This window comes from Mesorhizobium escarrei (assembly GCF_935825525.1).
GTDB classification, from domain to species: Bacteria; Pseudomonadota; Alphaproteobacteria; order Rhizobiales; family Rhizobiaceae; genus Mesorhizobium; species Mesorhizobium escarrei.
Genome location: NZ_CAKXZT010000131.1, coordinates 44,198 through 64,655 on the forward strand (window position 1 = coordinate 44,198; position 20,458 = coordinate 64,655).

A 20,458-nucleotide genomic window follows, 5' to 3' on the forward strand; every position below is an offset into this window, starting at 1 on the left:
AGCCGCTGCCTTCGCGGAAGCGGACTTGCCCTACAAACGAGCCTCGAACCAAGCCGCCGATGAAGAGCAGAACCGCAAAAGCCAGAATGTAATCCTCAAACTTGCCTTTCGCCGACAAGCAACCCACCGCGATCAGAAGCGGCGGTGTTATGAAGCTGGTCGCTGCCGCGGCATATGAACTGCCGTATGTAACCGCACCAGCTGAAATGCCGGCCAGAATAATCAGATGCAGCGGCGCTTGCGGTGTTGTGTAGCCAACAGTAAGGACGGCAAGAAAGGACCAGGCAAACCCTGCCAGAAGAGCAAGGATGCCAAACCAGCGAAGCCGCTGCGAAATCCCTGTTAAATCGTCCTGATGCCCGGTCTCCTTTAGCTGATAACGGGCGAGTCCGAGGCGGGCGGCATTTATCGCATTGACAACCAGGAACCAGATTGCGGCGGCGAAGCCTCCGCCAGAAAGGGCCTGCACCGTCAAAATCAGGGCTGACAGGATAGTGCTTATCGGCATTGACACGGAGAGACCGGCCTTCAGATCAGCAAGCTGATCTCCGAGGATTCTGGCCTCCAGCGCGTGTTGTTTCTTGGGGGCCATAGACCAGTCGGTTCGCTTCCATGCCGCTTCGCAACGTAAGCTTATGCAAGCCCACTGAAGGACGGGTTAACTACTCAGCTTGTATCAGCCTCTGCGAGGCCTTTGTATGGATCCTCCTCATTTGTGGGATGATCGAGAACATGGATCGGCAGCATGCTGGCCCTCAGGAGCTCGGCGCCGGCTTGTTTCATGCACGTCGCGCAAAAGCATACCCTCGGGCAGTTTTGCGATAACGACATGCATCAAACAAGAACGTAAAGCGTCGCATGAATCCGTTCGAACGCGACGCGCTTTAGTGCCGCGCTGCCTATGTGTCAGCCGCAATCATCGCCCGCAGCCACTGTGCGATGGCGTCGAAAGCGATCGGTTTGGTCGTGTCGACGTCAAACAGCGGTCCGCGCCGCAGCGGCTCGGCGCGCTTGGCCAGTTCGGTCAGTTCGGGAATGTAGGCCGCGCCGGGATGGCCGGCGGGACGCTGGTCGAGCCGTGCGCGATAGCGCTCGGCCAGAACCTCGCCGGGAGCATGGCACCAGATCTCGGCGGTCTGCTCGACGCCGGCCCTGCGCAGGTGATCCTCGAGCACCTGGCGCGGCTGGAAGCCGAACCAGGCGTCGACGACAAATATGGTGCCCGCCGGGGCCTCGCCGACGACTGACCAGATGGACTGGTAACTGGCGCGGCCGAGCATGCGGTTGAATTCGCGATCGCCGCCGCCGAGCACTTCGAGGAACGGGTTCTTGATCGTATCGAGCGCGAGCAATGGCCAACCCATGCGCTCGGCGATGCCGCGCGAGACGGTGCTTTTGCCGCTGGCGGGGATGCCGTTGACGAGCACGGCACGCCGGCCGGGCACGGCGCGCCTGGCGCGATCGAGCCGGACGGTCGGCAAGGACACTGGCGAGGCTTGTGCAACTGGCGCCTGTGCAACTGCAGGTTGCTCGGCGAGCGCTTGCAGACCGGCGCCGATAACGCCGGCGTCGTCGCCCAGTTGCGCCGGTTCCACCGGGCATTGGTACCACGGGGCCAGGGCAGGCGCCCTGGCAAGCGCCCGATGGGCCGCCAGGCCAAGTCCGCCGCCGAGCAGCACCAGGTCAGGGGCGAACATGGCCACGGTCGTATCGATTGCCGCACGCAGCGGCCCGGCCCAGGCTTCCAGCACGCCGCGCGCCAAGGGATCGCCACCTACATCTCGGGCAAAAAGCTGATCGACCGAAACGTCCGGACCGAGGCCTGCCCGCGCGATGTGCCGGCCGAGTGCAGTGCCTGAGCTGGTGGTTTCAACGCAGCCGCGCCGGCCGCAGACGCACGCTTCGCCTGACATGTCGACGGTGATGTGGCCGAGCTGCCCCGCCGTCCCCCTGCCGCGGACGATCCGCCGGTCCTCGACCACGGCACCGCCAATGCCGGTTCCGATCGTGAACATGACGATGCTTTCATGGCCTCTGGCGGCGCCGAGAGCCATTTCCGTGACCAGTGCCATGTTGCAATCATTGTCGATCACCACCGGCTTGCCCGCCAGGCTTTCCAGTCGTTGCGCCAGGGAGACCGAGGCGAGGTTGACATAGCCTCCGGACAAGACCGCGCCAGACGGCGCATCGACGCGTCCGGGGACGCCGATGCCGATGGCGGCGACTGCGGGAGAATCAAGCCGGCGCACCATTTCGGCGATCCGGGACAGCACGAGTTCGGGGTCCGGCGCGCTTTTCTCGGAAATTCGGTCGAGGATTTCGCCGGTGCCGGAAATACGGGCGGCGCGCAGATTGGTGCCGCCGATATCGATTCCTATGGCCATCGAACTAGAGCCTGTTCCATTTCGACTAATTCGAAATGGGGCTCTATCTTGCTGTTTGACCATGATCTTCTCCGAAAACCGGTCCCCACTTTTCGGGATCATGGTCAGAGGCATGACGTCCTGTCATGTGCTAAGCGGCTTTCTGCCGGTAATTTCCGATCACCGCCTGAAGCTCGCGCAATCTCGACACCGCGATGGTCTTAAGCCTTTCACGCTGAATGTCACGGTCAAGCGAGATGCAGTCCTTCCACAGCGACCGGCCGGCGATGACGCCTGACGCGCCGTTCCTCATCGCGATCTCGACCTGGCCCAGGAATGTTGCGTGGTTGACGCCGGCGGAGAGGACCGCCCATGGCACCTCGCCAGCCATGCTGCTGATCCTGGCGCAGGCTTCCGGCGTTCCGGGATAAGGAAGCTTGAGCACCTTTGCCCCGCATTCCAGCGAAATCCGGGTGCCCTCTTCGACGAGCCAGGGGATCTTGGCCGTATAGTCTTCAAGGCTTTCCCCTTCGAGCTGATAGGTCAGGAACTCGACGACGAGCAGGAGGTCCTCTTGCGCGAAATCGGCAATGCATTGGCGCAGAATGGCGACATTGTGCTCATTCGCCTCAGGCCTGTCGGCCCTGAGATAGACCATGATCTTGCCGCCGGTACCGCCGAGCTCGCGGACGCGGCGCGCGCCGATGCCGGGAACGAGGCGCGACAGGCGGTAACCGGCGGGCGAGACGTCGAAGCCCGAAGCGTCGAGGCCGATGAGCAGCGCCGTATCGCGGCTCAGCACCCCTTCATCGACGACCCGCGGCACCGCGCAGAGCGGATCGAGCAGCACGCAGGATGCCTGGCTGGCGAGGTATCGCGTGATGTCCGACTTGGTATCGCCCAGCATGTCGTTGGTGATCTTGGCCTGTTCTTCAGGGTCCGACGCAAGCAAGCTTCGCATGCCGCCGCGCTGGTCACAGGCGATGGCCATCATGGCCCCGTCCTTGCCGCATATCTGCTGGTAGCCGCGCAACTCTGCGGTCGTCATCTTTGTCATGGGTCTTCTGTCCGATGTTGGCGCCCATTCACCAGGCGCAGATCCGTGGAAACAAGAAAGGTTCAGTTTTTACCTGCCTCTCGGCAGGAGGTTTGCCGCTTGGCTGCGCTGTCGAACCGAGAAATTGGCCTTGGCCCGCAATCTGTCGTGGAACGAGCCCACGTTGCGAGTCAGCCGGATTTGCGCGATAACTCCCATCGGTCGATGGGTCTGTAACACATTGCTGAAAGGAATTGCAAGCTGCCTGCCCCTCCCGCACAAGATGCAGCAGCATCGCGGACGATGCTGCACACGGTCGCCAAACTGCACTATGAGGCTGATATGTCGCAGGTCGATATCGCGCGGCGGCTTGGCGTCTCCACCGCGACCATATCGCGCCTCCTGCAGCGGGCGAGAGCAGAGGGCATCGTGCGGATCGAAGTTCTCGATCTTGCAGCCCCCGAAGGCATCACCACGCAACTGGTCGAGGTACTCGGGCTTCGTGACGCCGCGGTCATCGAAACGCCGGCAGCCGGTGCGCTAACGGCACTCGCTGCGCCGCTCGGCGCCTTGCTCAAGCAAGCCGGACTGACGGCCGGCTCGGTCGTCGCCATTGGCTGGGGGCGAGCCATTCGCGAGGTGATCCAGGCAGGCCTGCCGCGCATTCCCGGCGTTCTTACCGTCGCCGCCACCGGCGGCATGCAGCAGCAGGCGGCCCATTTTCAGATCAACGAGTTTGTGCGGCTCGCCGCCGAACAGTTGGGCGGGACGCCGCATTTCATACATGCGCCCTATCTGCCGTCCTCCGAATTGCGTGAGGTCTTCCTCGGTGATGCGGCCATCCGCGACAGCGTCGCGCTTTGGGACCGGACCGACGTTGCAATCGTCGGCATCGGCCTGCCCCATGCCATCAATCCGCCCGAAGCGAGCGCGGCGACGCTGAGCGAACAGGCCCTGTTTCATGCGGCGGGAGACGTCATCCGCCATTACTTTGACGCCGAAGGCACGCTCATCCCGTGGGAGGGGGAGGGCCGGATGATCGCTATGTCGCCGGCCCAGCTTCGAGCCGTCCCCCTGGTGATCGGCGTTGCCGCCTCGCCGGAGAAGGTGATGGCAATCATCGGTGCCGTCCGCGCCAGGCTTATCAACGCTCTGGTGACGGACACGAAGACGGCCCAGGCCATCCTCGAGGCTCTCTTGCCGCGTTAATGGTTGGCCCCGATAATTGTGGGCACGCCGATGCGTGACATCGGGCACGGCTGATCGATCCAAGACCGATGGACACCAAACCCGGCTCGCGAGCCCGCCGCCGCACGAAATCATCAGTTGTGTCGGCAAAGTGTTGGGGCAATAGTCTGCGTGAGGGCTCTGCGGAGCAGGGAGATGTTGTCCGATTGAAGGCGTTTCGATCCCGGAAATACAAGGTTGCAATTTCTTTCAGCAAAGTGTTACAACCTTGCGGCTAGGAGTGCATACGCGCCGAGCGGCGCTGTTGCTTGAACCTTGCCGAGGCTAGTTACAGGACTGCGCATCAGGCTGGTCGGTTTCGACGGCCGATCTAACGAATGATCTAACGAATTGGGGGGAGCTCGGGAGGAGGCTGCCCATGACAGCAAGCAGGCGAAACCCGCTTCTCGCCGCCAGCACTTCACATAGCCGGGACGAATCGCAACGGCAAAATCTGCCAACATTATGAGGAGGATGTTATGAAGAAGATTGTTGCCGCCCTGGCGGCTCTCGCCATCTGCGCAGCGGCGCTGGTCACGCCCGCTCTGGCGCAGGACAAAAAATTCACCATTGCGCTTATTCCGGGTCTTACCACCGACGGCTTTTACATCACCATGCGCAAGGGAGCCCAGGCGGCAGCCGATGCCCTTGGCGTGACCCTGGTTTTCCAGGGCGCCCCGGATTTCAATCCGGTAACGCAAGTCCCGGTGCTTGACGCGGTCATCGCCAAGAAGCCGGACGCCATCCTGATCGCGCCGACCGACAAGGTTCAATTGGTCGAGCCCCTGCGCAAGGCCCATGACGCCGGCATTCCGGTGATCACCGTCGACACCTTCATAGGCAGCGGCGTCTACCAGACCGGCGCCGGCGAGGCGGATTTCCCACTGTCCTATATCGCCTCGGACAACGTTCTCGGCGGCGAGATCGCCGCGCGGGCATTGGCCAAGGCCATAGGCGACAAGGGCAAGGTTTACGTTTCGAACGTCAAGCCTGGCATTTCGACCACCGACCAGCGTGAAGAGGGTTTTAAGAAGGAGATGGCGGCCAACCATCCCGGCATCACCGTTCTCGAAACCCAGTTCAACGACAACGACGCCAACAAGGCCGCCTCGCAACTGCAGGCTGTGTTCGCGCGCAATCCCGATCTCGTTGGGGTGTTCGGCGCAAACCTGTTCTCGGCGCTTGGCGCGGCGAATGGCGTCCAGCAGGCCGGGCAGACCGGCACCGTCAAGGTCGTGGCGTTCGACGCGCCGACCAGCATTGTCGATAACATCAACACTGGCCTTGTCGACGTGGCGATTGCCCAGCATCCCGCGGAAATCGGCTATTTCGGCGTGGTGTCGGCCTATGCCCATCTGACCGGCCAGTCGATCCCGGTTGCGATCGGCACCGGCTTTACGATCATGGACAAGGCCAACATCGCCGACCCGAACATCTCGAAGTATCTCTATTCCGAATAAGTCCAGCCAGGCTCCTTCCGGCCTGCCGGAAGGAGCCCTGCGCCGGGTCTCTTCGACCCTGTTTGACGGAGGCCGCTCTGCGGATCGGAACCATTCATGACTTCAACATCGCCGACCGAAACGCATGTCGCTCCTCAGGCGGATCACGGTGATCCGGCCAGGAGCTGGCTCGCACGCGTCGCCGAAGGACGCGCCTGGCTGTTCCTCGCGGGCCTGATCATCTGTTTCGAGGTCTGGTCGAGGCTCTCCTTCGGCGCGACCTTCGTGCTCAACCCGTTCAACGTGCAGTCCATTGCGATATTTGCCGTGGCGCCGTTGCTGCTGGCGACCGGGCAGACCTTCGTCATCATTTCTGGAGGCATCGACCTCTCGCTGGGTTTCATCATGGGTCTCGCCGCCGTCGTCGCCGCCCACGCCACAAATATGGCTGGCGCCGCCATGCCGGTGCCTCTGGCCATGATGCTGGGCATTCTGGCGGCCGTGATCGTCGCCGGCGTGCCTGGCGTCATCAATGGCTTGCTGATCTCGCGCCTCAGAATTCCACCCTTCATCGGCACGCTTGGCATGTTTGGCGTGGCACGCGGCGCTGCCTTCCTGCTGGCCGGCGGCACGACAGTGCCGGTCCAGAATTCCTGGTTCGCGCTGCTTGGCAACGGCAGGTTCTACGGCGTGCCTTATCTCGTCATCATTGCCGCCGTCTTTGTCGTGGTGATGCACTACATCCTGAGCCAGACCCGGTTCGGCCAGCACAACTACGCCATCGGCGCCAATGTGCAGGCGGCGCGCCGCGCCGGCATCGACATCAGAGGCCACATCCTGCGGCTCTACGTGCTTTCGGCGATGTGCGCCGGCCTCGGTGGCGCGCTCTATGCAGCGCGCTTCACCGCCGGCGCCGCCCAGGCCGGCGAACCCTTGCTGCTCGACAGCGTCGCAGCCGTGGTGATCGGTGGCGCCAGCCTGTTCGGTGGCTCCGGCACCATCTTCGGGACGGTCGCCGGCGCCTTGGTCATCGCGGTCATTCAATACGGGCTGGTTTTCGTCAATGTCGAGCCGTTCTGGCAGTTCATCGCCGTCGGCCTCGTCATCATCATCTCCGTCCTTATCGACCAGGCGCAGCGCCGGTTCAGTGGAGCTCGCCAGGATGAATAGTTCCGAACAAACCGCCCCGCTTCTCGAAGTCCGGCACCTTTCGAAGCATTTCGGCGCGGTGCAGGCGCTGAACGATTTCTCCATGGCCGTGCGGCCGGGCGAAGTGGTGGCGCTGGCCGGCGACAACGGCGCCGGCAAGACGACGCTGATCAAGGCGATATCGGGCGTCTTCCAGCCGACCGGCGGTGAAATTCTGCTGAGAGGGCAGCCGGTGACGTTCGCGACGCCGCAGGAGGCGCGCGAAAAAGGCATCGAGACCATCTATCAGGATCTCGCTCTCGCCGACAATCTGTCCATCGGCGCCAATATCTTTCTCGGCCGTGAACCCATGCGCAAGGCCTTCGGATTCTTGCCGGTGCTCGACCGCAAGGCGATGGCCGTCGCCGCCAAGCAGACCATGGGGCGGCTGGATTTCCATGTCAGCCGGCTCGACGCCCCGGTCAGCAATTTCTCCGGCGGTCAACGGCAGGCCGTTGCCATCGGCCGGGCCGTCTATTGGGACGCGCAGATCCTGATCATGGACGAACCGACCGCGGCCCTCGGCGTGCCGGAGCAGCGCAAGGTCATCTCGCTCATCCACCAGCTCAAGGCACAAGGCCGGGGCGTGATCTTCATCTCGCACAATCTGCAGGACATTTTCGCCGTTTCCGACCGCATCGTCGTGCTGCGTCGCGGCATCCAGGCCGGCGAGCGCAAGATCTCAGAAACCAACCATGACGAAGTCGTCAAGCTCATGGTTGGCGGCTAATGCATTAGCCGCCCAGCATCTCAATGCGCCCGCCCGATCTCCGGCGAAATATGCTCGCCCCCGACGATGACAAAATGCCATCCAGATGCGCCGGCGCGGCGGAAAGAAGCAGGATGGCGAGCAGAGTCGACATTGCCTGAGGATGTCACTATATAGCGGCGGCTTTGGCCACGTAGCCTAGGGTCGCGCAGCGAATGGCGCCGCAGACGTGCCACGTATGTGACACTTTTTGTCATACAAATTGACTGGAATACCGGAAAATAACAAGTAGAAACAACGGCGCGATCCGGGACATGATCCCAGCCAACGGTGCCAGTCTCCTCAGGAAAATAGAATCTCCTCAAGAATTAGAATGTACTCCTTGAACCTTCGATGCCCGTCAGCCCTGTGGAGCTTGGGCAAGATCGGCTTGCCGGGTGACGACGACTCGGTTGGAATAGGAGCGTGCATCTTTTCGGGGATGCCGGCGTTTATGATTACCAACCGGCGCAGCCGCCAGGGAACAAAAGCATGAGCGAACACGCGATCGAGTTCTTGCAGGAGTGGATCGGCGAAAAGGTCCACTGCCAGTCCTCGCCGGACAGGATCGAGAAGCAGGCCGAAACCCTCGCCAGAGAATGCGCCGCCAAGGCGGCTGAGGCCGGCATACCGCTGGAGGATATCCAGGAAGAGGTCGGCGATATCAAGGAGCTTATCGCAACGAAGCTGGAAGAGGCGGCTGAGGAAGGAACGAATTCGTCTGCCGAGTGAAATGCCGAACACGGCCGGGAGGCAACTATTTGCAATCTCAGCCAATCCTAAGCCCTATGCGATGCGTGTGACGCGCCACGCAGCCTTATGGCTCCTGCCTCGCGCCGAATTTGTCGTTGAGCCATGCCTTCGGCATGGCCGGCACGAAATTGCCGTCGCGCCCGGTCATGTCGTCATTGGCGACCAGCGCATTGAGGATCGCTTCCTCCACACTCCCGATCACGGCGTCGAAGAACGGGTCGATGTCGGTATCCGGGATAAAATCGACGCTGGCGATGAGGCCTGGCGGCGCCAGCGCCGCCTCGCGGTTGGCGGTCGAAAAGGCCAGGAAAATGTCGCCCGAGCTATGATAGCCGAAGCCGCCGGTCATGGCGACGCCGAGCGGCGCCCGGCGAGCCAGGCGCTTCATCTGATGCGGCAGCAGCGGCGCATCGGTGGCGACGATCCCGATGATTGAGCCCTTTTCGGCGCGCGGCGTGCTTTCGCGGATCGCCGGTTCGATGAGATCGGGCCCGGCGCGCAACCCGCGAATGGTGAAATTGCTCCGCTTGCCGAAATTCGCCTGCACGAACGCGCCGACCGTGTAGCGCCGGCCGTGCCATTCGACGATGCGCGATGCCGTGCCGGAGCCTGCCTTGAAACCGAAGGCGATCATGCCGGTGCCGCCGCCGACGCTGCCTTCCTCGATCGATCCGCTGGTCGCGCCATCGAGGGCCGCGGCGACATGCTCAAACCTGAGATGGTGGCCGTTGATGTCGTTCAGGAACCCGTCATAGGTTTCCGCCGCCACCGGCAGCGCCCAGCCGCTGTCGAGCGCGGCCGGCAGCACGCGCTGCATCCAGCGCAGCGTCCCGTCGCGTGAAACGCCGCAGGAATGCGTGTTGGTGATGGTGATCGGCAAATTGAAGGCGCCGGTCTCCTCGATGATGTGCGAGCCGGTCAATTCGCCATTGCCGTTCTGGCCGAAAATGCCGGCAAACACCGGTGTGGCCAGTTCGGCGCGCGGTCTGGGCAGGATTGCGGTCACACCGGTGCGCACCGGGCCCTTGCCGACCACCAGCGCACCATCGCCCGAAATCAGCGTCGAATAACCGACCGCAACGCCAGCCACATCGGTGATGGCGTTGAACGGTCCGGGCGTGCCGTCAAAGCTAATGCCGAAGGCTCGCGCGCGCGGCCTGCCGGAAGGCGTCGTCTGGTGATGTGGATTGCCGGAAATCATGGCCCTCAAAACAGCGAGCCTTGACTGCCAGGCTCCTTGGCTTTGGCGGCCGGCTTTGCAATAGTTCTCGGTCTTGCCGCACCGCTGGTCGCAACCGCATCGGCGGTCCCGTCGGCGAACTCCAGCGAAAGTGCCAGCCCCGGCACCACTTCCGCCGCTTGCTTGATCACCGCGCCGTCGGCGTCTTTCACCAGGGCGAAGCCGCGCGCCAGCACCGCCTTGTGCGACAGCGTCGCCAGCAGCCGGTCGGCCTGGGTCAGTTTGCCGCGCAAGCGTTCGAGCCGCACCGAAATCACCCGGTCCTGCCGCCGCGACAGCGCAGCCAGGGCATCTGCCTTCAATTTCTGCCGCCTTGCGAGCGGAGCCGGCGACAGCCGCGCCGCGGTGCGCGAAAACCGCGTTCGCCGCTCGCGCACGATGGCGAAGAACGCCGCTTGCGCGCGGCCAAGGTCGCGGCCGGCCAGCGTGCGGGCCTCGTTCATGCGTCGCGACAGAGTGGCCGGCGTCAGCCGCTGCGCCTGAAGCCTGGCTCGCTTGCGCTGGACGCTGACGGACAGCGCCCGGCCAAGCCGGCTCGTCGCTTCGTCGAAACGCCGGCGTGGCAATGCCAGCAACTGGTCAGGCGAGGGCAGCGCCCGGGCGGCGGCACGCACCGCCTGGCGCTTGCGCTCGAAATTGCGCGACACCGCGGCCTTGAGCCGCGCGCCAAGACTGGCAAGCGTTACTTCGAGGTCGGCGCGCACGGGCACGGCGATTTCGGCGGCACCCGTCGGTGTCGGCGCCCGCACATCCGCCGCCAGGTCGATCAGCGTCCAGTCCGTTTCATGGCCGACGGCGGAGATCACCGGAATGCGCGAGGCGGCGACGGCGCGGGCCAGCGCCTCGTCATTGAACCCCCAAAGGTCCTCGAGGCTGCCGCCGCCGCGCGCCACAATCAGCAGGTCGGGGCGCGCGATGGCGCCATCCAGCGCCAGCGCGTTGAAGCCGTTGACGGCGGCAGTCACTTCGGCGCCTGCCGTTTCGCCCTGCACCCGCACCGGCCAGACCAGCACATGCAGCGGAAACCGGTCCTTGATCCGGTGGATGATGTCGCGGATGACAGAGCCTGTCGGCGAGGTGACGACGCCAATGACGCGCGGCATGAACGGCAGCAAGCGCTTGCGGCCGGCATCGAACAGGCCTTCGGCCTGCAGCCGGCGCTTGCGCTCCTCCAGCAGCGCCATCAGCGCCCCGGCGCCGGCCGGCTCCAGATTGTCGATGACGATCTGGTAGGTGGACTTTCCGGGATAGGTGGTGAGCCGGCCGGTGGCGATCACCTCCATGCCTTCTTCGGGGCGGAATTTCAACCGGTTCATCGTGGTCTTCCAGACCACGGCGTCGAGCCGTGCGCGGTCGTCCTTGAGGCAGAAATAGGCATGGCCGGAGGAATGCGGTCCGCGATAGCCTGATATTTCGCCGCGCACCCGCACATTGCCGAAAACGTCCTCGACCGTGCGCTTCAGCGCGCCGGAAATCTCGCTGACCGTGTATTCGGTGGCGTTGGTACGTGATTCGGATGCTGCGTCGCTCATTGGCCGATTGGGGGGCGGTTGTTGGCCGGCGTCAAGGCCGTCGCTCATAGCTGGCGTCATAACCCGATCTTAACCCGATCTGATGACTGTGCGGAAAAGAGAGTGGCAGGACGCATGAGCCGTCGCCTTCAACACAGCCCATTAACGTTCCAGGTCACGCTGACGGTGATGGCGCTTGCCATTTTCGCGCTGGCTATGGTCGTCGGCTTTGGCTTTTACGCCGCTGTGCAGGCGGATAGCGTCTCGCTTGAGCGGCAGAAAATCCTTTTCGCCAACGGCATGCGGGACCGGATCGCGGCGGTGGATCGCGAGCAGGAAAGCATCGCCATCTGGGACGATTCCGTCATCAATGCCAAGGCCGGCAACGAGCTCTGGATGGTCGATAACATCAGTGTCTGGATGTATTCCTACTATGGGCATGATCGGGTCTATGTACTGGATGCCGCCGATCGGCCGATCCATGCGATGCGTGAAGGAAACGTGCTGGCGCCGGCGAGTTACAGCGAGGATGAACCGGTTCTGTTGCCCACCGTCGAAAGGGTGCGCCGGTTGATCCGTGATCCGGCGAAAGAAAGCCTGGCCGGCGATCCGGTCAAATTGGCCGCAGGGGATCTGGTGGAGCTTGACGGAAAACCTGCCATCCTCAGCATCATGCCGCTGCTCCCAAGTTCCGACCGCGTCATCCAGGCGCCTGGCAGCGAATACCTGCATATCTCGGTGGATTTCATCACCGACGCGCTGCTGGCCAAGATCGCCGGGCAATATCTGTTGGCGGGCGCCCGCCTGCTGCCGTTGTCGCAGGCGGTCGGCGAGGCTGCCATTCCGCTGGTCGACTCACGCGGCGTCATCCTGGCTTATGCCGGCTGGGATCAGGAGCGGCCCGGCAGCGCGCTGGTGCGCAAGGCAGGCCCGGCCCTGATCGGTGGCGCGCTGCTCGCGGCAGGTGTCCTGGCATTCCTGCTGCGCCGCCTCCGCCGTCCATCGTCGGCGCTACAGACCAGTCAGGCCGAGGCGCAGTATCTCGCCTTCCACGACACGCTCACCGGCCTTCCCAACCGGGCGCTGTTCGAGGACCGGCTCCGGCGCGCTTTGCTCACGGCCAGTCACGAAACAGCCAAAGTGGCACTGCTTTATCTCGACCTCGACCGTTTCAAGCACGTCAACGACACGCTTGGCCATCCTGCCGGCGACGAGCTTGTCCGCCAGACCGCCGCAAGGCTCCAGCAGGCAATCCGCGAGGTCGACACGGTGGCACGGCTCGGCGGCGATGAGTTCGCCATGATCCTCATCGATGTTAACGACATCCGAGGCGCCGAAGATGTTTCGGAGGGTCTGCTTCAAAAGCTGCAGGAGCCGTTCAAGCTGGCCGACGACCAGGTTTTTGTCAGCGCCAGCATCGGCATAGCATTGTCGACCGGTCCTGATGCCGATGCGGACGACTTGCTGCGCAAGGCCGATATCGCGCTTTACGAAGCCAAGAAGAACGGCCGCGGCCGCTATCAGGTTTTCGCCGGCGACATGGACGACCTCCTGTTGCGCAAGCGCCAGGTTGAGAGCGAGCTCCGCCTTGCCCTGAATGGCGGAACCGGGATCAAGCTTGCGTATCAGCCGATCTTTGCGGCGGACGGCAGCACGATCCTCGGTGCCGAGGCGCTGATCCGCTGGGGACATGAGGTCCATGGTGGCTTGCCGCCAGCACAATTCATCGCCATCGCCGAAGAACGTGGCATGATCGGCCAGCTTGGCAAATGGGTGCTGCAAGAGGCTTGCCGCTTCGCTGTCGGCACCGAATTGCCTTGGGTGGCCGTCAACGTGTCGCCGCTGCAACTGCGCGACGCCGGTTTCGCCGAGCAACTTGCGGCGGTCCTCGCCGAGACCGGATTGGCGCCAGGGCGCCTTCAGCTCGAGATCACCGAGGGCGTGCTGTTGGACAACAACGATACGACCAGGGCGGCTCTGGCCGCCTTGCGCCAGTCGGGGATCGCCATAGTGCTCGACGATTTCGGCACCGGCTATTCGTCGCTGAACTATTTGCGCCGCCACGCCATCGACAAGCTCAAGATCGACCGCTCCTTCGTGAACCTCCTCGGCCGCGACGAGAGTTCGGAGGCGATCGTCAGGGCGCTGGTCGATCTTGCCGACGCTCTTAACGTCGGCGTCACTGCGGAAGGCCTGGAGACCGAGGAGCAAAAGGCGCTGCTCGTCGCCATGGGCTGCCGAGAGTTTCAAGGCCATCTGCTGTCGCTGCCGCTGGAGCCGGCGCAATTGCTGCGCCTGGCCGGCCTTTTGCCTGGCAAGGACAACACGCCGGCAGCAGTTTCCGCCTGATCCTTACCAGCCCGGCACGATCTGGTTCGGCTTGGTCCGCTTCATCTTCGAAAAGGCTGCGAAGTCGAAGCTTCCCGTCTCTTCGCCGAGCGGCACGGAAATATTGTCGAGGCTTTCCGAAATGTGACGGGCCAGCGCGTCGACGATTTCCGGCCGCGACGTCTGGCCGCGCATGATGCCGATCCGGCAATCGGGCAGGACGCCGAACCCGTCGGCATCGCCCAGCACCCGCATGCCGGGGCGCAGCGCGCATTCCGGCAGCACCGAGATTGCCAGGCCGGAAAGCACCGCGGCGGTGATGACGGTTGCCGAGAAGCTGGTGAACAGGATGCGGTAGTCGCGGTTCTGCCGGTCGAGCACGTCGACCGCGGCCCGCCGCCAGATGCAGTTCGGCCGGCCGAAGGCCATTGGCAGAACTTCCTGTTCATGCGTCGCATGGTTGGCTGAAGTCACCCACAGCAGCGGTTCGCGCCGCACCACTTCCGACTGGCCGTGCGCGTCACTATGCGTCACCAGCGCCAGATCGAGATTGCCGCGCTTGATATGCTCGACCAGCCCCGGCGTCGGCTCGCAGATGACGGTCAGTTCGACACGTGGGTTGGAGCGGGCGAAGCGGGCCATGATCTCGGGCAGGAAGCGATCGGCATAGTCGTCCGGGGTGCCGATGCGGATCGTGCCTTCGAGCCGCCGGTCATCGAAGGCGGCCAGCGTTTCCCGATTGAGGAACAGCAGCCGTCTTGCGTAGGAGAGCAGCCTGTCGCCTTCCTCGGTCAACCTGTTGGTGCGCCCGTCCTTTTCGAACAGCGGCTTGCCGATCCGTTCCTCCAGCCGGCGCATCTGCATGGACACCGCCGACTGTGTCCGATGCACCGCTTCCGCCGCGCGGGTGAAGCTGCCGGTGTCGACGATCGAGACGAAGGTCTGCAACTGATCGAGATCGAGTGGCGCTTTCATCGGTCTTATCCATCACTGATGTTGATGCTAAAGATTAAAAACATTCGTTGGATAAATCAATCGGGCGATGGCAAATTCTCCATTGTCCACATGAAGGCAATGCATGTCGCCTAAAAGCTTGCCCTCGGGATCGCCGAGGTGGTCATCGATTTTAGGGCAACGACATGCACCTTCTAAGTGGATCGGGACTGGAACGGCCGCTGTTGCCAGCGCCGATCACCCGTCTTCGCCCGTTTGAATGAAGGAGACTGACATGGCTACGTTTGATTTCGCCACCGAGACTTCGCGCATCACGTCGCGTCCGGCTATTGCGACGCGCGTGGTCAACACCATCTCTAACGTATATCGCGCCTGGAAAAACCGCCGCGCCTTCTATCGCCTTGGCGAGATGTCGGACGCCGAACTCGCCGACATCGGCTTGACGCGCGCCGATCTCCACGTCGCCATCGACGTGCCGTTTGGCCGCGATCCAACCGAGAGGCTTCGCGTTATTGCGGCCGATCGCACAGACACGATCGAGGATATTGCCCGCAAGGTGACCTGATCGGGCTGGTGGCGCGCCCTTGGGGCGCACGGCGCTATAGGATTTCGCAGGCTCCCACTCCCTGCCGGTTCCCCGCCGGCCCGCCTGCACGCTGCCCGGTCCTCCCAAGGATCGGGCATTTTTTTGGGTGGCGCTCAAGATCAGGTTGCGGCCGCCTGATCGGTTTAGCGCCGTTCCATGCCTCGCTTGAACTGATCGAAGATAGATTCCATGCCCTTCTGGTAATCGTCACGCTGCTGCGCGCCCGCCTCGAACATCTTGCCGAACAAATCGTCGAACGGATTGCGTGGCCTGCCGCTCGGATTGGTCTGCGGCTGCGGCGCCTGGCGCTGCGGCTGTTGCGCGCCGCCGCCGAACATATCCTGCAGCACCTTGCCGAGCGGATTGTCGCCATAGGGGCTTGATGTCTGCTGCGGCTGCTGCGTGCCGCCGAACATGTCCTGCAGCACCTTGCCGAACGGATTGTCCATCGGGCCGGGCTGCGGCGCCTGGCGCTGTTGCGGTGCCGGCGCCTGCGCGCCGCCGGCTTGCCGCATCATCTGCTCGATGATCTCGCCGAGCGGATTGCTGCCGCCGCCGAATCCGCCTGCTGCCTGCATCTGATTTGTGGTCTGCTTGAACAGGCCGCCCATCATCATCGAAGCCACGACCGGCAGCATCTGCTGCAAGATCTGCTGGCTGACGCCGCTCGCCTGCGCAGCCTGGCTGGCAACGGCGCGGGACAGGTCCTTCGAGCCGAACAGATGGCCAAGAATGCCGTTGCCTTCATCGACGCCCTGCGGCGAGAAGGCACGGCCTGCGTCTTCGAAATATTTCGCGTGCTGGCCGCTGGCCATCGCCGTCATGAAGGCGCCGAGCCCATAGGGGTCGGAGGTGCTGCGCTTCAGCCCCTGTGAAAAGGCCGGCAGCAGCGCCTCGACCGCCGATTGCGCTTGCTGCTGCGAAAGCCCGAACTGTTGGGCCAGGGCCTGCATGCCGCTGCCGTTCTGCGCCTGCGCCAGAATATCGAACAAGGAAGGCATTGGTTTTCTCCTCCGGGAAATCCTCGTAGGAGAGCCTACCGCATCGGCCCGAAAATCGGAATCGATTTTCGGAAAGCGCGTTTTTCCAGAGCTGTCGGCCAAGCCGATAGCAAACGGCTAATACGCATACTCCATGAACACCGGCTCGATCGAGCCACCCCAGCGCGTATGATAGGCGGAGAGCAGCTCCTCGGCGCTGGTGGTGCCGCGCGCGACGACTTCGTCCAGCGTGCTGAGGAACGAAGTTTCGTCGTAGCCGTCGCGGTTCTTCCGGCCGCGGTTCTTCAGCCCCATGCGCGAGATGACGAGCACGTCGCGGGCGATCTCACGCAGCGTCGTGTTGCGGAACGGCGCCGAAATGCCCTGTTCCGGCACGGCGTTGCGCATCGCCAGCACTTCTTCATAGCTCCAGCTCGAGGTCAGCGCTTCGGCCGCGTCGAGCGCCGCCGCGTCATAGAGCAGCCCGACCCAGAAGGCCGGCAGCGCGCAGATGCGCCGCCACGGCCCGCCATCGGCGCCGCGCATTTCAAGGAAACGCTTCAGTCGCACGTCGGGGAACAGCGTCGACAGATGGTTCGCCCAATCGCCCATCGTCGGCAGCCCGTCAGAAATCTCGTTGCGGGCCGCACCCGCCATGAACTGGCGGAAGGTAACGTGCGTCATGTCGTGGTAGTGGCCGTCGCGGATGACGAAGTACATCGGCACGTCGAGCGCCCATTCGACATAATCGGCGAAGCCGAAATCGGGCGAGAAACAGAAGTCGAGCAGGCCCGAGCGCTGGTTGTCGGTGTCGCGCCAGATGTCGCCGCGCCAGCTCTGAAATCCGTTGGGCCGGCCCTCGGTGAACGGCGAGTTGGCGAACAGCGCCGTCGACAGCGGCTGCAGCTTCAGCGACACCTGCATCTTGCGGCGCATGTCGGCCTCGCTCTCGAAGTCGAGATTCACCTGGATGGTGCAGGTGCGGTACATCATGTCGAGGCCCTTGGTGCCGACCTTGGGCATATAGCGCGTCATGATCTCGTAGCGCGACTTTGGCATTTTCGGCGTCTCGGCCAATGACCATTTCGGGCTGCCGCCGAGGCCGAGGAAACGGATGCCCATCGGCTCGGCGATCTCGCGTACCTGCGCCAGATGCGCATTGCCCTCGCGGCAAGTCTGGTGAATCGTCTCCAGCGGCGCGCCGGACAGTTCGAACTGGCCGCCTGGTTCCAGCGAAATCGCGCCCCGGCCGGTCGGCTCGACCAGGCCGATGATGCGGCCAGCATCCATGATCGGATCCCAGCCGAGTTTTTCCTGCATGCCTTCGAGAATGGCGCGGATGCCGTGCTCGCCGCCATAGGGGACCGGCGCATTGCCGTCGACATAGAACGGGAATTTCTCGTGTTCGGTGCCGATGCGCCATTTGTCGCGCGGCTTGTTGCCTTCGGCCAGGTGCTCGACAAGCTCGTCGACGCCTTCGATCGGCCGGAAATCGGTTGTGTCGCGCGCCATAACAAGTCCTCTGCAGCGGTCGGGCGACCGCCGGCGCTAGATGGACGAAATGTCAGTAGGCGATCAAGCGAAAAATCCTGAGCCACAGGGTAACTGGAATTGATTGACGCTGCATCTTCCTTCTCCCACAAGGGGAGAAGGAAAGAGCCTCACCAATCCCCGATTGTGGCCTGTATCACCGCCAGTGCCGCCACCGCAGCCGTGTCGGCGCGCAGGATGCGCGGACCGAGCGGAATGGCGGTGACGAAAGGCAGCGTCCTCAGCACCCTTCGTTCCTCGTCGGAAAACCCGCCCTCGGGCCCGACCAGCAGACCGAGCCTCTTCTCCCGCACCGCCTGCAGCGCCGGCAGCGGATTGTTCGTGGAAGCATCCTCGTCGCAGAAGATCAACCGCCGCTCCTTGTCCCAGCCGGCCAGCAGGCGGTCGAATTTTTCCGCTTCGCGCACCTCCGGCACCGCCAGGATGCCGCATTGTTCGGCGGCCTCGACGACATTGGCGCGCAGGCGTTCGATGCCGGGCTTTGCCACTTGCGTGTGCTGGGTAACGACCGGCTGTAGGACGCCGGCGCCCATCTCGACCGCCTTCTGCACCAGATAATCGAGCCGCCCCTGCTTTATCGGCGCAAAGCAGTAGACGAGATCGGGCAGCGGCGGCTGCGGCCGCTGCAAGGCCAGCACCTTCAGCCGCACCGCCTTTTTGGACTTGGCGGCGATTGCCGCCGACCATTCGCCGTCGCGACCGTTGAACAGCAGGATTTCGGCGCCTTCGCCGAGCCGCAGCACATGCAAGAGGTAATGGCCCTGCTGCGGGCTCGCCTCAACTTCGATATCCGGCCTGAGGTCGTCCGGCACGAATATCCGTTGTATCTTGTAATTGGCGCGCATCGCCGAGGAATGGGCGAGCCAAACCTTGGCGTCAAGTCTCGGCCGAGGGATGCCAAACCGGTTCGTAGCCTTGCCTCAGCACGGAAACGGTGGTTGTCGGCGTAAGCAGGCGGATTCGACGGCCGGCAAAACCGCCGAACCCGACCGGATCGACCCCCACACCACCGCCGTAACCTGCGAACGACCAGCGCAGTGCCTTGCCGCCACGCATCGCATAGGCGTTGCCGCCGTCCGCAACCATGGCGCCGTCCGGCAACCCGGCAAGCTCTTCTGCGACTACCACCGGTGCCTGCCCACCCGACGCCAGCCGCTCCCTATGCAGCCGCTTGTCGACCTGCGGAGCGCGCGGCTCGGCAATGCCGAAGGCAATGCCGAAGCGCCGGACGAAATCCTTGGCCCGCTCGCGCCGGCAGAAGAAGCAGGGCCGATGCCCGGCCGAGAGCGCGGTCACCTCGTCCAGGAAAAACAATTCGGTCCAGCCGGCTTTGCCACCGTTCCTGTTGCGGCCCATCGGCTCGCGCCGCACATCGCGGAATTCGCAGACGCAGATGATCCAGGCCTGCAGCGCCCAGCGCTTTTTCAGCAGCGTCTTCGTTTCGAGGTCATGGATGATGCCGCGATTGCCCATGAACAGGCCGCGCTCCGGCACGGCGTGGATGACGCCGAACGGGTCGACCCGATTCTGCAGTGGCATAGTTTTCTCCCCGAATACATGTCTTGGCCGGAATGACGGCGGCATGATATCGCTCGTCACATCTTTTTCATGTCAGCAGGTTTTTCGATGCGGGTGCTGGTGGTCCAGAATTTCGACAGTGAGGGCCTTGGCCAGATCGGCGCGGCGCTTGTCGAGGCAGGCGCCGATATCGATCTGCGCCGGCCCTATTGTGGCGAGATGCTGCCGCACGACAGCGATGCGCACGACGCCATGATCGTGCTCGGCGGCGCCCAGAATGCGCTGGACGACGAGATTTGTCCGTATTTTCCTGAGTTGCTCGACCTGACGCGCGATTTCGCCGGCAAGGATCGCGCCGTGCTCGGTATCTGCCTTGGCAGCCAGTTGGTCGCGCGCGCCTTCGGCGGCGAGAACCGGATCGGCGGCGCCTCGGAATTCGGCTGGCACAAGGTCTCGCTCACGCCGGCGGCGACGGCCGATCCGGTGCTCGCTGCGCTGCCCGAAAACTTTCCGATCTTCGAGTGGCACGACGACACTTTTGTCTTGCCCGAAAACGCCGTGCGGCTCGCCGGCAACGAGATCGCCGAGAACCAGGCGTTTCGCATCGGCCGCGCCGTCTATGGCTTTCAGTTCCATTTCGAGGCGGACCGGCCGATGGTCCGCGACTGGAGCACATCCTTCGCATCGCTCATCGCCGAACGGCACCCGGACTGGGGCGACCGGCTCGACGACGAAATGGCCCGCCACGGAGCGGATGCCGATGCCGCCGGGCTGGCCATCGCCCGCGCCTGGGTGGCGACGATCTGACGGCAGTCAGTACCGACGTTGCATATTTGGCACGCCGGTAAAAATCCGCTGTGGACAGCATGTTTCGTCCTTGGCTTGTGGCCGCCCGCCACTCTAGAAGGCACCCGCTCTGCATCGTCCGTGCAACGCGATGAACCTTTTGGGTCACTCGCGCGACACATCGCCGATACAGAAACCGCCTAGAAGCGCGAAATCGTCGAAACCTTGAGACGCATTTTCCGTTTCAACC

Annotated in this window: 17 protein-coding genes and 1 pseudogene; 8 read left to right on the forward strand and 10 right to left on the reverse strand. The window is 63.5% G+C overall.

The features are described from left to right. The 3 genes and pseudogenes from NMG80_RS37895 to NMG80_RS18035 all read right to left on the reverse strand — a co-directional run. Positions 1-592 (reverse strand): annotated as a pseudogene (locus NMG80_RS37895) (GGDEF-domain containing protein); the annotation flags it as partial. 307 nt (positions 593-899) lie between these two features. Next, entirely contained in the window at positions 900-2,384 is a 1,485-nt protein-coding gene (locus NMG80_RS18030; RefSeq protein ID WP_254019341.1) for an ROK family protein, read from the reverse strand. 130 nt (positions 2,385-2,514) lie between these two features. After that, the gene (locus NMG80_RS18035) at positions 2,515-3,420 is read right to left on the reverse strand and encodes a tagatose-bisphosphate aldolase (RefSeq protein ID WP_254019342.1); all 906 of its coding nucleotides are present in this window, start codon (positions 3,418-3,420) and stop codon (positions 2,515-2,517) included. Positions 3,421-3,702: 282 nt separating this feature from the next. Here NMG80_RS18035 and NMG80_RS18040 point away from each other — a divergent pair, with 282 nt between their 5' ends. The 5 genes from NMG80_RS18040 (at position 3,703) to NMG80_RS18060 (ending at position 8,733) form a co-directional block, all read left to right on the forward strand. After that, positions 3,703-4,608: a sugar-binding transcriptional regulator gene (locus tag NMG80_RS18040; RefSeq protein WP_254019343.1), complete on the forward strand. Its 906-nt coding sequence runs from the start codon at positions 3,703-3,705 to the stop codon at positions 4,606-4,608. Between the two features lie 497 nt (positions 4,609-5,105). Continuing rightward, a complete protein-coding gene (locus NMG80_RS18045; RefSeq protein ID WP_254019344.1) occupies positions 5,106-6,086 on the forward strand; it encodes an ABC transporter substrate-binding protein in 981 nt (326 codons plus the stop codon). Positions 6,087-6,182: 96 nt separating this feature from the next. After that, positions 6,183-7,235, forward strand: a complete 1,053-nt coding sequence (locus NMG80_RS18050) for an ABC transporter permease subunit (RefSeq protein WP_254019345.1) — start codon at positions 6,183-6,185, stop codon at positions 7,233-7,235. Next, complete coding sequence (locus NMG80_RS18055; protein ID WP_128175238.1) at positions 7,228-7,983, forward strand: ATP-binding cassette domain-containing protein; 756 nt, start codon at positions 7,228-7,230, stop codon at positions 7,981-7,983. Before NMG80_RS18050 ends, NMG80_RS18055 begins: the two co-directional genes overlap by 8 nt. Positions 7,984-8,493: 510 nt before the next feature. Next, the gene (locus NMG80_RS18060) at positions 8,494-8,733 is read left to right on the forward strand and encodes a DUF768 domain-containing protein (RefSeq protein ID WP_254019346.1); all 240 of its coding nucleotides are present in this window, start codon (positions 8,494-8,496) and stop codon (positions 8,731-8,733) included. 85 nt (positions 8,734-8,818) lie between these two features. Here the strand turns inward: NMG80_RS18060 and NMG80_RS18065 are convergent, their stop codons facing one another. Further along, on the reverse strand, positions 8,819-9,952 hold the full coding sequence (locus NMG80_RS18065; protein ID WP_254019435.1) for a DmpA family aminopeptidase: 1,134 nt from the start codon (positions 9,950-9,952) through the stop codon (positions 8,819-8,821). A gap of 8 nt (positions 9,953-9,960) precedes the next feature. Further along, on the reverse strand, positions 9,961-11,526 hold the full coding sequence (gene xseA, locus NMG80_RS18070; protein ID WP_254019347.1) for an exodeoxyribonuclease VII large subunit: 1,566 nt from the start codon (positions 11,524-11,526) through the stop codon (positions 9,961-9,963). Positions 11,527-11,640: 114 nt separating this feature from the next. On the opposite strand from xseA, the gene NMG80_RS18075 reads away from it, so the two are divergent. Beyond that, on the forward strand, positions 11,641-13,854 hold the full coding sequence (locus NMG80_RS18075; protein ID WP_254019348.1) for a putative bifunctional diguanylate cyclase/phosphodiesterase: 2,214 nt from the start codon (positions 11,641-11,643) through the stop codon (positions 13,852-13,854). Between the two features lie 3 nt (positions 13,855-13,857). Here NMG80_RS18075 and NMG80_RS18080 read toward each other — a convergent pair whose 3' ends face one another. Then, the gene (locus NMG80_RS18080) at positions 13,858-14,808 is read right to left on the reverse strand and encodes a LysR substrate-binding domain-containing protein (protein ID WP_254019349.1); all 951 of its coding nucleotides are present in this window, start codon (positions 14,806-14,808) and stop codon (positions 13,858-13,860) included. A gap of 253 nt (positions 14,809-15,061) precedes the next feature. On the opposite strand from NMG80_RS18080, the gene NMG80_RS18085 reads away from it, so the two are divergent. Continuing rightward, positions 15,062-15,352 (forward strand): DUF1127 domain-containing protein, encoded by a 291-nt coding sequence (locus tag NMG80_RS18085; protein WP_254019350.1) that lies wholly within the window; start codon positions 15,062-15,064, stop codon positions 15,350-15,352. 164 nt (positions 15,353-15,516) lie between these two features. Here the strand turns inward: NMG80_RS18085 and NMG80_RS18090 are convergent, their stop codons facing one another. From NMG80_RS18090 to NMG80_RS18105, 4 genes are all read right to left on the reverse strand, one after another. After that, positions 15,517-16,374 (reverse strand): DUF937 domain-containing protein, encoded by an 858-nt coding sequence (locus NMG80_RS18090; protein ID WP_254019351.1) that lies wholly within the window; start codon positions 16,372-16,374, stop codon positions 15,517-15,519. Positions 16,375-16,491: 117 nt separating this feature from the next. Further along, complete coding sequence (locus NMG80_RS18095) at positions 16,492-17,865, reverse strand: glutamate--cysteine ligase (RefSeq protein ID WP_254019352.1); 1,374 nt, start codon at positions 17,863-17,865, stop codon at positions 16,492-16,494. Between the two features lie 149 nt (positions 17,866-18,014). Beyond that, the gene (locus NMG80_RS18100) at positions 18,015-18,749 is read right to left on the reverse strand and encodes a 16S rRNA (uracil(1498)-N(3))-methyltransferase (RefSeq protein ID WP_254019353.1); all 735 of its coding nucleotides are present in this window, start codon (positions 18,747-18,749) and stop codon (positions 18,015-18,017) included. Between the two features lie 31 nt (positions 18,750-18,780). Then, the gene (locus NMG80_RS18105; RefSeq protein ID WP_254019354.1) at positions 18,781-19,443 is read right to left on the reverse strand and encodes a hypothetical protein; all 663 of its coding nucleotides are present in this window, start codon (positions 19,441-19,443) and stop codon (positions 18,781-18,783) included. Positions 19,444-19,530: 87 nt separating this feature from the next. Here NMG80_RS18105 and NMG80_RS18110 point away from each other — a divergent pair, with 87 nt between their 5' ends. Then, positions 19,531-20,229 carry a type 1 glutamine amidotransferase gene (locus tag NMG80_RS18110; protein WP_254019436.1) on the forward strand — a complete coding sequence of 233 codons (699 nt, stop codon included), beginning with the start codon at positions 19,531-19,533 and terminating at the stop codon, positions 20,227-20,229. Positions 20,230-20,458 lie beyond the last annotated feature (229 nt).